The 12,218-nt window shown below is 71.5% G+C and carries 13 protein-coding genes; 5 read left to right on the top strand and 8 right to left on the bottom strand.

The features are described from left to right. The first annotated feature begins 104 nt into the window (after positions 1 to 104). Positions 105 to 233 (top strand): hypothetical protein, encoded by a 129-nt coding sequence (locus WDV06_RS17790; protein WP_395510742.1) that lies wholly within the window; start codon positions 105 to 107, stop codon positions 231 to 233. 100 nt (positions 234 to 333) lie between these two features. Further along, positions 334 to 909: a restriction endonuclease gene (locus tag WDV06_RS17785; protein ID WP_395510735.1), complete on the top strand. Its 576-nt coding sequence runs from the start codon at positions 334 to 336 to the stop codon at positions 907 to 909. 540 nt (positions 910 to 1,449) lie between these two features. On the opposite strand, the gene WDV06_RS17780 is transcribed toward WDV06_RS17785, so the two are convergent. The 5 genes from WDV06_RS17780 to WDV06_RS17760 all read right to left on the bottom strand — a co-directional run bounded on the left by WDV06_RS17780 (position 1,450) and on the right by WDV06_RS17760 (position 6,528). Continuing rightward, positions 1,450 to 1,788: a hypothetical protein gene (locus tag WDV06_RS17780; protein ID WP_395510734.1), complete on the bottom strand. Its 339-nt coding sequence runs from the start codon at positions 1,786 to 1,788 to the stop codon at positions 1,450 to 1,452. 225 nt (positions 1,789 to 2,013) lie between these two features. Next, positions 2,014 to 3,147 carry a nitric oxide synthase oxygenase gene (locus tag WDV06_RS17775; RefSeq protein ID WP_395510733.1) on the bottom strand — a complete coding sequence of 378 codons (1,134 nt, stop codon included), beginning with the start codon at positions 3,145 to 3,147 and terminating at the stop codon, positions 2,014 to 2,016. 80 nt (positions 3,148 to 3,227) lie between these two features. Further along, entirely contained in the window at positions 3,228 to 4,448 is a 1,221-nt protein-coding gene (gene txtE, locus WDV06_RS17770; protein ID WP_395510732.1) for a 4-nitrotryptophan synthase, read from the bottom strand. Continuing rightward, entirely contained in the window at positions 4,445 to 5,023 is a 579-nt protein-coding gene (locus WDV06_RS17765; RefSeq protein ID WP_395510731.1) for a quercetin 2,3-dioxygenase, read from the bottom strand. Before WDV06_RS17765 ends, txtE begins: the two co-directional genes overlap by 4 nt. A gap of 11 nt (positions 5,024 to 5,034) precedes the next feature. Next, the gene (locus WDV06_RS17760; RefSeq protein ID WP_395510741.1) at positions 5,035 to 6,528 is read right to left on the bottom strand and encodes a cytochrome P450; all 1,494 of its coding nucleotides are present in this window, start codon (positions 6,526 to 6,528) and stop codon (positions 5,035 to 5,037) included. Between the two features lie 557 nt (positions 6,529 to 7,085). On the opposite strand from WDV06_RS17760, the gene WDV06_RS17755 reads away from it, so the two are divergent. The 3 genes from WDV06_RS17755 to WDV06_RS17745 all read left to right on the top strand — a co-directional run bounded on the left by WDV06_RS17755 (position 7,086) and on the right by WDV06_RS17745 (position 10,064). After that, a complete protein-coding gene (locus WDV06_RS17755; protein WP_395510730.1) occupies positions 7,086 to 8,633 on the top strand; it encodes a S1 RNA-binding domain-containing protein in 1,548 nt (515 codons plus the stop codon). Between the two features lie 190 nt (positions 8,634 to 8,823). Then, positions 8,824 to 9,342 (top strand): hypothetical protein, encoded by a 519-nt coding sequence (locus WDV06_RS17750; RefSeq protein ID WP_395510729.1) that lies wholly within the window; start codon positions 8,824 to 8,826, stop codon positions 9,340 to 9,342. A gap of 71 nt (positions 9,343 to 9,413) precedes the next feature. Then, the gene (locus tag WDV06_RS17745) at positions 9,414 to 10,064 is read left to right on the top strand and encodes an alpha/beta hydrolase family protein (RefSeq protein ID WP_395510728.1); all 651 of its coding nucleotides are present in this window, start codon (positions 9,414 to 9,416) and stop codon (positions 10,062 to 10,064) included. A gap of 149 nt (positions 10,065 to 10,213) precedes the next feature. On the opposite strand, the gene WDV06_RS17740 is transcribed toward WDV06_RS17745, so the two are convergent. The 3 genes from WDV06_RS17740 to WDV06_RS17730 are packed head-to-tail and all read right to left on the bottom strand — an operon-like array spanning position 10,214 to position 12,066. Next, positions 10,214 to 10,834, bottom strand: a complete 621-nt coding sequence (locus WDV06_RS17740; protein ID WP_395510727.1) for a GNAT family N-acetyltransferase — start codon at positions 10,832 to 10,834, stop codon at positions 10,214 to 10,216. After that, a complete protein-coding gene (locus WDV06_RS17735; RefSeq protein WP_395510726.1) occupies positions 10,827 to 11,444 on the bottom strand; it encodes a hypothetical protein in 618 nt (205 codons plus the stop codon). Before WDV06_RS17735 ends, WDV06_RS17740 begins: the two co-directional genes overlap by 8 nt. Then, entirely contained in the window at positions 11,434 to 12,066 is a 633-nt protein-coding gene (locus WDV06_RS17730) for a TetR/AcrR family transcriptional regulator (RefSeq protein WP_395510725.1), read from the bottom strand. Before WDV06_RS17730 ends, WDV06_RS17735 begins: the two co-directional genes overlap by 11 nt. Positions 12,067 to 12,218: the final 152 nt, after the last annotated feature.

Here is a 12,218-nt window from a genome sequence, read left to right as displayed (position 1 = left end):
CAATACCCGGTGATCTGCTCACAGCGCCCCTGACCTCCCGCTGCACAAGACGACGGGGGCCGTCGTCCGCTGCCCCTGACGGACCGGACGGGGGACTGGACGCTTTGCTTACGATCAACGTGGCGGTGCTCCTGGCGGTCAGCGTCGTCTTGCGGCTGCGTCGGCGGACCGAACCGCGAAGCCGGTTCGACGAGAACACGACCGTCAGCGGTGTCTCCCAGGCCGGCCAGTGACCGGCGAACCCCGTCCCCGGCCGTACGGCGTCGGCCTGCCCGCCGCCCCAGCGGCCGGGGGCGCGGGCGTCGACGGCGCAAGAACCAGCACCTGGAGCATTTGCTGTCGGCTGCGCTCGTGGCCCTGGTGGTGGTCGCTCTGGCGGTGAGCGTGTTGCGGTGGCTGGCCGCGCGCCCCTGGACCGTGGCCGGCCCCCTTCTGGTGGGCACGGGGGGAGCCGCCGCCTGGGCGTGGCGGCGCCGGGAGGCCGCCCGGTGGGAGCAGGTACGGGCGAGCGGCCAGCGCTACGCCCTGGGGCAGCTCGACGCTCTCCATCACCGGGCGTTCGAGCTCGCGGTGCGGGACCTGATGCGCCGGGACGGCTGCGCGGACGCCCGGCAGGTCGGCGGTCGCCGTGACAATGGCGCCGACGTCAAAGCCACCGACCCCTTCGGGCGGCTCTGGGTCATCCAGGGCAAGCACCCGAAGGACGGCTGGGCGGGGAAGCCCGTCGGCACCCCCGACCTGCAGGTCCTCAACGGCACCGGCCGTCGGATCCACGGCGGCGATGTCCTGGTCGTGCTCACCAACGGCCGCATCACCGCCAACGCGTCGGACTTCGCCAAGTCCCAGCGCCTCCACCCGGTCGACCGCCACCTCCTCGCCGAATGGGCCGCCGGCTCGCGCCCACTGTGAGACCTCCTGCGAGCCCTGCCCCCGGCCGGCCGCAGATGACGTGCACCCGCGCCTCGACGGCCGCGCGGCGGCGGCGTGGCTGCTGGCCCACGACAAGAATCGAATGGCCCCCGGACCCCGCGGCCGCCTGGCTGACGCTGCCCGGGACCAGCGCAGCCGCGCACCGGTTCCGCCCCGCTGACCCGTACCCGGCTTCGGCCGACGGCCCGGTCGGCGAGGACCGCTCGTCCGGCTGGTCCCCCGACGCCGAGGCCGCCGGTGCGCCGGCTGACCGCGCCGGGGGAGGGCTGCGCCTGCGCCCGGCATGAGAGGTGGCCGACACCCTGAGCCAGACGATTGACGACCTGACCGGCCGCCATGGAGGGCCACCACGTGGACTCCCACGACCTCGCCTGGAACCTGGTCACATCGCTGCGCAGTGCCGGAGGCGAAGCGCGCGGACCACCCCTCGTCCTTCCCCGGCGCCGGCCGCTTCCCCCAAGGACTTCACCGGGCCTGCCTCCCTCATGCCGGGCGTCGTCCGAGCAGATGCCCGATCTGCTATTCCGGCTCGGAGTCCCCCTCCGCGGCGGCCTGCTCGTCGGCGACGGCCTGCAGGTCCTCGGCAGCCTCGGCTGCCCGACTGCCGTTCCCCGCGAGGCCGTCCTCGATGTCTCGCTTGTCCGCCGCGATCCGGCGCTCGGTGTCGCGTTCCGCGGCAGCCTCCGGATCGGCCTCCCGTTCGGCATCCCGCAGGCGCTCCTGCGCCTGCTCGACCTGCTGTGCCTGCTCATCGTCCCCTGCGGTGGCGGCCAGGGCGGGTGTGGCCCCGAACAGGGCCACGGCCGCGAAAGTCGACGCGGCGGCCACGGACAGCCTGGTGACGAGCTTGCCGGTCATAAGAGGTCTCCTCCGTCAGGGACGCGATGATCACGTCGCTCAACCCCCATGACGGCCTTCGGCCCTCCGCGGTTCAGCGGCCGGATAGGACGAAGATCACGCCACCTCGGTCGAACCGGACTCCGCACGTTCTGACGTTTCGCTCTGACCCTCCTCACACGCCGGAGACGCTCCGGACGTATGAAGAGCGCCAAGGCCGGCTCGCCCCCGGGACGGCCGCCTGTGTCAGGGACGCTCGCCGGCAGCGGGACAGAAGGCCGGCCGCTGCTCCGCCTCCTCGTAGTAGCGGTGGAACACGGGGGTGATTCCGCCCGACACCGGGGGCACGATCCAGCTCCAGTCGGCAGGGACCCGCCGGCCTTCACGCTCCTCCCGGGCCAGATGGGTCAGGAAGCGCCGGGACTCGGTGTGGTGGTCGCTGATGCGTATGCCCGCGGCCCGGAAGGAATGGAGGACGGCGACGTTCAGCTCGACCAGGGCCCGGTCGCGCCAGAGGGTCGCCTCGTGTCCGGTGTCGAGGCCGAGGCAGGCGGCGACGCCGGGGAGCATGGCGTAGCGGTCCTCGTCGACGAGGTTGCGGGCGCCGATCTCGGTGCCCATGTACCAGCCGTTGAACGGTGCGAGCGGGTAGTCGATCCCGCCGACCCGCAGGCGCATGGTGGCGATGGCGGGTACGGCGTGCCAGCGCAGGCCGAGTTCGGCGATCCGAGGGCAGTCCGGGTGGGTGATGGGTACTTCCAGCACCAGGTCACGGGGCAGTTCGAACAACTGCGGTTTGTCGTCCGGGGCGTCGATGACCAGGGGCAGGACATCGAAGCGGCCGGGCTCGCGCGCCTGCCAACCGAGGCCGCGTACGGCATCGGTCAGGTCCGCGTTCCGCGGATCGCCCAGGACGGTGCCGTCGGCGCGGCGGTGGCCGGCGTACCGGACGAGCTGTTCGTTCCACACGCGTGGGCCGGGCCGTCCGGGGGAGTCCGGTGCGAAAACGGAGATCACGGGCCTGATGCGGCCGCCGTTGGTCGCCTGCCGCAGGTGCTCGCACAGATGCCGGTGGATCTCCCGGGGGGTGGTGGCGTCGCGGCGGTCGAGGACGCGCAGGCTGTTCCAGTACAGACGGCCGATGCAGCGGCTGGAGTTGCGCCAGGCGACGCGGGCCCCGAAGGACAGCTCGGCCGTCGTGTGACGGTAGGTGCCGGTGCGGTCGATCGCGGCGCGTACCTGCTCCAGCCGCCGTGCGAGCGCGAAGGTCCGGGTGGGCTGCTCGGTGTGGAACTGGCGCAGGAACTCCTCCGCCTCGGCACGGTCGGCCGCGCCGCCGCTCCGTGGCGGGGCGGGGATCGGTGCGATGTCGTAGGTCACGGTTGCCTCGCAGGAAGGGGAGCGCGCGGTCCCGCCGGCGGGGCGGCGCCGCGCGGGTCGGTCCGGTCGGGACCGGCTGGTCAGCGCAGGCCGAGCGGGAGGGACCGCAAGGAGCGGAACTCCAGGTTCTCGTTCCAGACGGGCTCGCCCGCCGGCCGCAGACCGGGGAAGCGGCCGAGCAGCGCGACGAAGAACCACTTCAGCTGCAGGGCCGCGATCTGCCGTCCCAGACAGGAGTGGACCCCCAGGCCGAACGACAAGTGCGCTCCGCTGTTGCGGCGTTCGAGGTCGAAGGCGTCAGGCCGCTCGAAGACCTCCGGGTCCCGGTTGGCCGCGCCCAGGAACAAGGCCACGTTCCGTCCCGCCCCGATCCTCACGCCGCCGATCTCCACTTCCGTGGACGTGACGCGCCAGGTGAACTGGTTCGAGGCGTTGTAGCGCACGACCTCGTGGGGTGTGTTCTCCACGCAGGCAGGATCAGCCAGGAACCGCTCGACCTGTCGGGGGTTGCGTGCGAAGGCCAGCATGCCGCTGCTGAGAGAGCCGGGGGTCGTGGGCGCGAACAGTGCGATGAACAGCAGGACGAGCTGGTGCACCGTCTGTTCCGCCGTGCTCTCGGCCCGGTCGTCCCGGGCGGCCGCCAGGCGGGCGATGACCGTGTCGGGCAGGACCTCGCCCCGCTTGCAGTCGAGGAGTTCGGCGGCATAGGTGTGCAGATCGCCGAGCTGCCCGAGCAGCCGGTCCAGCTCCACGGGCTGCTCCCGCGGACCGGACCAGTACGTCATCAGCGTCTCGACGCAGGGGATCACGATGTCGAGGTCTTCTTCCGGCACCCCGAAGGCGTGGACGGCGGACCGCACCGGGAGCAGGGCGGCCAGGGCGGGGACCGCGTCGATCTCCGTGGTTCCGGCGGGGAGGGAGGCGACCACGTCGGTCGCGACCCGCCGGATGACCCGGTCGTAGTGCTCGTGTGCGGCACGGGTGAAGGCCGTCCGGGTGGACCGGCGCAGGGCGTCGTGGCGCGGGGGGTCCGTATACATCATCACGTTTCGGGTGAAACGGTGGTAGATGTTGTCCTGGGGCAGCTGCCGCCCGGGGAACTTCGCGGCCAGCACCTCTCCCATGCGCTCGGCCTTGAGCCGGGGGTCCTTCAGCGCACTGGCGCAGTCCCCGTACCGCATGACCGCCCAGGCGTTGAGGCCGGCGCACCAGTGGACGGGCTCGCGTCCGGCCAGCTCGGCGTAGACGGCATACGGGTCGGGCACGATGCCCGGCTCCGCAAGCGGTGACGGTGCAGTCATCGAGTCTCCTTGGGGTGTCCGCCCGCGGGCGGGGCGGCGGTACGGGGGGAGTGGGCTGTGGCCGGGTGGGCGCCGGGGATGCCGGGCGGCCCGAGGACCTCGATTCCGAAGCCGTCGGCGACGGCGCGTACGTGGTCCAGATCGGGGAGGGCCGCATCGGCGGGTGGGAGGGTGGGCGCCAGGGCGGGCCGCGCCAGGGCGCGCAGGAACCCGTCGAAGCCGCCCGGCTCGGTGACGTGGAGGAAGCGGGCCTCGGGCGAGGTGACGCGGAAGGTGTGGGCGAGGCCGCGCGGGCCGTACACGAAGGCGCCGGACCGGACGGGAAAGCTCTGCCCGGCCACCCAGAAGGTCATCGCCCCCTCCAGGACGTACCACCACTCGTCCTCGTCGCGGTGCCGGTGCAGGGGGGAGCCGCTGCCCTCGCGGCCCAGGAACTCGATGACGGTCGCCGCGCCGTCGAGTTGAGCGGCGGAGCCCTTCACCGCCGCCAGGAAATCGAGGAACCACAGGGTTTCGCCCCCGCCGGCGCCCAGCGCGATGGGGGCGATCGGGAGAGGAGGGACGGCATCCGGCACGGAATGTCCTTTCAACGGGCGATGAGCCTGACCGGAACGGCGGACGGGACGACGGAGATGGTCGAGTGGAACCGCACGGCGACGTTCTCGACGGGCACGACGTCGAAGTGCCTCAGGATCTCGGTCAGCATCGCGACGCAACTCTGCTCGGCCAGCCGGTTCCCCACGCAATGGCGCGGGCCCGCGCCGAACGGCAGGAAGGAGTTGAGGGATTCGTTCCAGTCGGTGAACCGGTCCGGATGGAACCGGTCTGCCTCACGGAACACCTCGGGATTCCGTCCGACCTCGTTCTTCATCCACATGATCGAGGTGCGGGGTGGAATCGTCATTCCGTGCTCTTCCACGGCCCGGTCCCTGCTGAACTTCGCACTGAACGGGACGGGCGGGAACATCCGCAGCGTCTCGTGGAAGACGTGGTGCACGTACGCGGAGCCCTCCCCGTCCCCCTCGGCCGACTTGCGTGCCTTCTCCTGCGCGTCAGCGTCCCGGGAGAGCATGACCAGGGCCTGCGACAGCACGTACGACATCGGATCGGCGCCGCCGAGCACGAGGGACATCAGCTCCTCGACCCGGTCCCGGTCCGACCAGGCGGCTTCGGACACCCGGTCGAGCGGGTCGTCCGGCCGCTGGTGCGCCGGACAGCCGGCCGGGATCCGCTCCGACCTGCGGCGCAACACCGTCCCCAGCACGTCGGCGACCTCCCGGTAGGCCTTCCTGACCCGGCGCCGCCGCCCGAGGTGGATCCAGCGGACGAAGAACGGGTGGAACGCCCGGAAGCTGACCTCCTCCTCGATGGCGGCGAGCGAGCGGTGATACCGGGGCAGGTCCGCCGGCGGCTCCCAGTCCTCCCCGCACAGGAAGGTGCTCAGGCAGTCCACGCTCCAGTCGCGCAGATCCGACTGGAGGCCCTCGTACGTCGTCCCGGCCACCCGCCATCGCGCCACGTACCGGGCGGACACGTCCGTCAGGACGTCGGAGCGCCGGGCGACGCTCTTCGTCGTGAGCGCGGGGGAGAGGGTCTGCCGGTGGGACCGGTGCAGCTCCCCGCCCGGCACGCCCATCAGACTCCGCGACAGCACCGTCCCGTCCGCCCGGCGCAGCGAGTCGAGCTCCTTCCTGTGCAGGTTCGGCGAGACGTACGACAGGGACACCAGCGGCGCGGTCCCCCAGGCCAGGTGCAGGCGCACGACCGGCCCGTACTCGGCGTGCAGGGCACGCAGCGCCTCGTGCCGGCTGCTGTGCCCGCGGGCCAGCAGGTCGGCGAGGTTGCCCAGGAGGAACGAGGGCTTCGGCCCGGGCAGATGGCGCCGGGAACGGAACTCCCCGAGGCGGCGGGCGACGGCGAACGCGAGTGGTGCGAGCAGCAGCGCGGCTCCGGCGGACACGAAGGGGCTGGAGACCGCGACTCCGGCCCAGGCGACAGCGCCGGCCGCGAAGAGGAGCAAGGCGCAGCCGGCCGCGTAGAGGAATCGATAAAGGCCGAATCGATTTTCCGCATCGGGCATGTTCACGGGTGACTCCCCAATCAGTGAGGGGACCGAGATGCGCTGCAAAGGCTAGGGAGTGCTTTCAGCGCCCCACAACGCGAGGCTGACGGGATGGCTGATTCGGCAGGGGAATGGAATATGCCGTGCGTATGTCCCCCCGCCGTCCGGGCAGGTGGAGTTCGAGGGTGCGGCCGCGACCGGCAGCCGATGGGGTGCCGGCCACCCGCACCCGGATGGCCCGATCCGTGTGACCGACGGACACCGGCGTCACAGCGTCCGTCACCCACCAGACGGCCCGCGCCCGCAACCGCCACCCTGCGCACCAGTGCCGCTGCATCCTCTGCCATGACCACGGCGACCGAACGATCGGCCTCGCGCACACTCACGGCGGCACCGAACGCTCCGTGTTCGGCCTCGACGTCCACGCCATGCACCGCAGCGGGCGAAGCAATCGGGCCACCGGGTTGGTGGGCGATGCATCCGCGGCGACCTGAGCCGTTCCTCCGAAAATCCCGACCGCGGACTCGGCGGAGGAACCTACGCTGGGACCCCCTTCAGACCACCCAGGGAGCAGCGTGTCGCCGTTCGTCCACCGGATCTCCAAGTACGACCCCGCCCACCGTGACGAGCGCGGTCACTACATCGGTGCCGAGGACACGGTCAGTGACCACGGGCCGGTTGAGGAGGCTTACCTGGCGGCAATCGCCGCCTTCGCGGAGGCGTCAGGCATCGGCCGGCTGGAGATCCGCGAGCCCCACATCGGAGGCTTCGCCCCCTTCGGCCTGGAGCCACCGGTCGACGGCTACGGCCTGGCCGACCTCTTCCCGGCCGGTCCGGCCGGATTCCACGACGGCGCTCGGGTGCCGATCGCCTTCGGCCTGGAACTCGTCCGGGCCATGCTCCGCGACAACGGCGCCTGGTGCCGCCTGGAAGCGGAGGGAGCGTTCACGGTGCACGTCGGCTGGGACCAGTGCCTCTACATCGGCAGCACTCTGCCCTGCGAAACCGCGCTGACCCGCACCCGCGCGCTCGGCCTGTTCCCGGAACGCATGGACGCCTCGCCGTACGACTTCGCCCCTGACGACGCCGCGTACGTGCAGCGGCCGGCCGACGCCGACTTCTGGGGCCGCCTGCGCTGGACCGTCAGTACCCACCGCGCGGTGTTCCTGGAGGAGGCCTTCGCCGGTAACGCCTCCCGGTGGCACCGCCTGACCCACGACAACATCGAGGCTGTGCGCTCCCGGCTGGTCCCACGCGCCCGGCTGGCAGTCTGGCCGGACCTGCTCACCGACGTCGACACGGCCGTGGCCGCTCTGCCCGCGGAAGGCCTCGTGCAGATCGTCTGGGAGGACGAGGACGGGCAGATCACGAGCACGGTCGTGGACGAGACCCAGTTCGAGGCAGCGACCTCCCGGCTCGCCTGCGCACGCGCTGCCGGCGTCGTATCGATGTGTACAGGTGAAGATCTGCCGCTTTTCACGGCTGTGCTGCCCGACAGCGACGGCGTTCTGCGCGCTCGCTGGCAGACCGCGCCGACGCCCAGCGACCGGAACTGGGCGTTCCTGAAGACCCTCCGGCGCGGCCAGGTCGTCAAGGGCACGGTGACGGTCATCGCCGACTTCGGCGTCACCTTCGTGGACATCGGCGGCTTCACCGCGATGATCAACATCCCGGAGCTGTCCTGGCGTCCTTTCGATCACCCGTCCGACGTCGTCAGCGTCGGCCAGGAGGTCACGGCCGAGGTCCTCGACGTCGACATGGTCCGGGAACGGGTACCGCTGTCGCTTCGAGCAGTGCAGGAAGACCCGTGGCCGCAGGTAGCGCAGAGGATCGGCGAGGTGGTCACCGGGCCGGTCACCAAGATCGTGCCGTTCGGCGTCTTCGTCCGCATCGAGGACCGAGAAGACGGCTTCCAGGGGCTCGTGCACACCAGCGAGCTGGATGAATCGTCCGCGGGCGGCGTCATCAAGGTCGGCGACGCCCTCACCGTGGAGATCATCGACGTCGACCTCACGCGCCGTGCTATTGCGCTGTCACATGTCCGTGTCGGCCGCTCCCGCTCGGCGCGCGCAGGACGAGCGGTCCTGCAAAAATCTCAAGCCCGCGCGGCACAGATGCGGTGAGACTCAGTCAAACAGCGGTTGTGACCGCACACCAAAGCCGGCCCGGTGGTTTTCTACGGCCTCCGCCTCGACACGCACGACAGCTGGCGATTCCGTCGCGGAGTACCGCGATCGTCGCAAGGGGAACGTGCCGCTGTAGCCGTCATGGAGGGACGGCAGGTGCGGCTTCGTACGCCCGTAGCATTGCCCCATGGCCGACCTGTATCTCCTGGAACTCGACCTCACCCTCCGCCTCTCCACCCCGGAGCCGGTCCTGGCGCTGATGCGCGAGCACATGGCGCCGTACCCGGACGACTGCGCGTACGAGGACGCCCCATTCAGGGTCCTGGCCGAGCGCGGCCCGGCATACCGCGTGGGCGGCGACTGCACCGCCGAGCTCGCCCGCACCGCGCGAGGCTGGACTCTCACGGCCCGCCAGGAGATCCACGCCGAAGTCCTCGAAGACGTGGAGCAGTTCCTCACCGCCATGACCCCGCACCTCGCCACCACAGGCCCACTCGGCTCCCTGCGCTTCTACGAAGACGAAGCTCCCACTGCCATCACTCCCGACCCGACCGGCCGGGTCCGCCTCGTCCAGGGCGAGGAGTGTACGGGGGGCGGAGGCTGCGTTGCCGCATCGCGGGGGCTGCACCCGGTGACTCACCAAGGCCTCCTCTTCGGCGCGGTGGCCGCCCCACCGGCCGGTTCGATTGACAGACCCGCGCGCTAGCCTGAGGCCGTAGACGGGCGAGGCGGGACTGCGGGCCGGCTTCGGGGCACGCACAGCGGTGAAGGAACGAGATGCAGGCACTGACACTTGGTCCCACGAACGGTGAGCGCGTCGTTCTCTTCGCGGCTGGAGCAGGCGGTGACCCGGAGCGTTACAAGCCCCTCTTGGAGCACTTGGCAGCCCATGGCTGCCAAGTGATTGCCCCCTGCTTCGAGCCTTTCATCGCCCGAGAGGCGACCACCGCTGACCTTCTTGCACGCCCGGTCGGGATGGTCGAAGCGCTCCGCCAGTGGGCGCCTGGGGACGCGTCCGTTGTGGCGGTCGGCCACTCGATCGGCGGATGGGCCAGTCTCTGCCTCGCCGGTGCGACGCCCTGGGGACGGGACGGCAGGATGCTGGACGTCCCACGCGAGCCACGCGTCGGCCGCCTCGTCTTGTACTCGCCGGCAGCGGGCTGGTTCGCCGCTCCGGGCGCCTTGGACGAGGTCAAGGCGCCGATGCTCGTCTACGCGGGAGAGATGGACACCGTCACGCCCGTCGAGCAGGCCGCCCTCCTGAAGGGGGCACCGGCCCAGGTCGACCTTCGTGTCGTGCCGGGGGCCGGGCACTTCAGCTTCATGAATACGCCTCCGCCGGGCATGGGCGAAACCGAGGGCTTCGACCACGCGCGGTTCCTCACCGACCTCGCGCAAGCGACCCTGGAGTTTGCCGGCGCGCCCTGAAAGGACGTGACACGTCGTCCGGACAACGGTCCGGACGACGCGATGTCTCCAGGCCGTGCGGGTGGCCACGGCCAGGGGCACGGACATTGGTCAGCCCGCCCCGGGACCGGCCCAGCGCGTGACCGGCCTCACCAGCACCCACCACAAGATCAATTATCGGACAGAGCCTGGCTCGGTACGCGGGCCATCGATGTGACGGTCAGCGGCCCCAGCGGGATCTCGCCGAGCGTGGTGAAGCCGAAATGGCGGTAGAGGGGGACGTTCGCCGGGTCCGCCGTGGTCAGGTGGACCGCGCCCGGCGTCGTCGTCAGGACGTGGTCCAGGAGGGTGCGGCCCGCTCCACGGCCGGTGAGGTCCGGGCGGACTCCGACGAACTCCAGCGTCCAGGCCCCCGCGGGGGCCCCGCCCTCGGTGGCGTCCAGATAGCGCAGGGTCCGGCCGAGGGCGCGCGGCCCGCCGCTCAGCAGGGTCCGGGCCGCCCAGAGCGCCCGGGCGCCGGCGGACGGGGTCGCGCCCGGCGGGGTCAGGACGGCTGCCGCCACGATGAGTCCGTCGGTGTCCACCAGAGCCGTACGGCGGGCCCCGGCGAGGCCGGCGTGGGTGCGCAGGGTGGTGCGGAACCAGCGAGCGCGGGCGGAGTGCGCGCCGCCGCAGATCCAGGAGACGGCCGGCTCCCGGGCGAACGCGTCGGCCAGCAGATCGGCGCAGGCGGCCGGGTCGGGGTCGGTGTCGATCCGGCGGGAGGCCGCCGCAGCAAGGTCCTCAGACATCCCGACCCCGCTCCAGGGGCGCCTCCGGCACGAGGTGGCAGACGAGCAGTTTGAGAAAGAACAGGGGTGCGAACCAGGCTAGCGTGGCCGGCACCGGCAGCCAGAACAGGTTGACCAGGACGGCTGCCGTCAACACCGCCATCGCCACGGGCCGTTTGAGGTGGACGGGCGCGAACTCCACCGCCACCGCCCCGCCGAGGAGCAGCGCGGCATTCGCCGAGGTCCAGGCGAGGTCGCCGGAGAGGACGTACAGTCCCATCGCGGCGAGGTGGATCAGGTGCGTCGAGACGAACACCAGCCGGGCGCGCCGCGCCGCCGGGTCGGCCCGGTGGTACCAACGCTTCGCGGCGTTGGTGGCGTTGGTCAGGACTCCGCCGATCAGGTCGAGCCCGGCCAGGGCGACCACGACGAGTTGCCCGGCCGACCAGTCGCGCGCGGCTCCCGAGCTCCACAGTCCGGCGGCCAGCAGCAGGGCGCAGCCGAGGAGGCCAGTCGTCTCCACCGCGGACTCCGAGCGGGACTTGCCCGGCCCCATGAACCGTTCCAGGCGGCCGGCGAGGCCGGACGGGGTGGCCGGTATCTCCCAGGAGATCCTCAGGTCAGTGCGCATCGTTCGGCTCCTGCCCGGGGACCGCGGTCGCCGCTGCACCCCACAGCCCGCGCAGCAGGCTCCACAACTGGTCCGCAGGGTCACCTTCCGGGAGCCCTTCGAGGGATCCACTCGTCATCAGGGCCACGGCCCAGGCGTCCGCGGCCCGGACGACGGCGGCGGTCGCCGACACCATCAGCGCGTGGTCCACATCGGTCCGGATCATCCCGAGCCGACGGCCGTCCGTGACCAGGGCGCCGAACCAGTCGAGCCACGGGCTTCCGTCGCTGCGCCCAAGGGCGGCATCGGCCAATGCCAGATCCTCGGGGTGGTCCCTCAGGTGGGCGGCGAGGGCGGCGGATCCAGCGGTGAACCGGGCGCCGAAGTCCTCCTCGTCGCGGGCCGGGACCCAGGGGCCGAGGGCGTCCAGCAGCCGGTCGAGGACTCCGTCGAGGACCGCGGTGAGCAGGTCCTCCCGGCCGTCGAAGTAGTGGTAGGCGGCGGTCTTGGAGACTTCTGCCGCCTCGATGATCTTGTTGTAGGAGGCGCCTTCGGCGCCGTGCTCGGCGAAGTGCCGACGCGCAACGCCCAGGATGTGCTCCCGGCGTTCGGCGGGCAGACGGTCGAAACGGGGAAGAGGCATGAACGCATAATACGCACCAGTGGGGTGTACTGCCAGTACACCCCACTGGTCTCAACTAGCGCAGGACGGTCCGGACGAGATGTTCGGGATGGTTGAAGGTGCCGTGGGAGAGGAGGGGCGTGCCTGTGCGGGGATCGCGCTGCCCCCGAGGA

This window comes from Streptomyces racemochromogenes (assembly GCF_044129415.1).
GTDB lineage: Bacteria > Actinomycetota > Actinomycetes > Streptomycetales > Streptomycetaceae > Streptomyces > Streptomyces racemochromogenes_A.
Note: the sequence above shows the minus strand (reverse complement) of the source record. Positions and strands in the feature narration are given on the sequence as shown.

Bases quoted from the DNA above. Each gene is read 5' to 3' on its own strand.
- WDV06_RS17745 (WP_395510728.1), top strand. From the start codon at position 9,414: ATGCAGGCACTGACACTTGGTCCCACGAACGGTGAGCGCGTCGTTCTC.
- txtE (WP_395510732.1), bottom strand. From the start codon at position 4,448: ATGACTGCACCGTCACCGCTTGCGGAGCCGGGCATCGTGCCCGACCCG.
- WDV06_RS17760 (WP_395510741.1), bottom strand. From the start codon at position 6,528: ATGCCCGATGCGGAAAATCGATTCGGCCTTTATCGATTCCTCTACGCG.
- WDV06_RS17780 (WP_395510734.1), bottom strand. From the start codon at position 1,788: ATGACCGGCAAGCTCGTCACCAGGCTGTCCGTGGCCGCCGCGTCGACT.
- WDV06_RS17740 (WP_395510727.1), bottom strand. From the start codon at position 10,834: ATGTCTGAGGACCTTGCTGCGGCGGCCTCCCGCCGGATCGACACCGAC.
- WDV06_RS17750 (WP_395510729.1), top strand. From the start codon at position 8,824: ATGGCCGACCTGTATCTCCTGGAACTCGACCTCACCCTCCGCCTCTCC.
- WDV06_RS17730 (WP_395510725.1), bottom strand. From the start codon at position 12,066: ATGCCTCTTCCCCGTTTCGACCGTCTGCCCGCCGAACGCCGGGAGCAC.
- WDV06_RS17735 (WP_395510726.1), bottom strand. From the start codon at position 11,444: ATGCGCACTGACCTGAGGATCTCCTGGGAGATACCGGCCACCCCGTCC.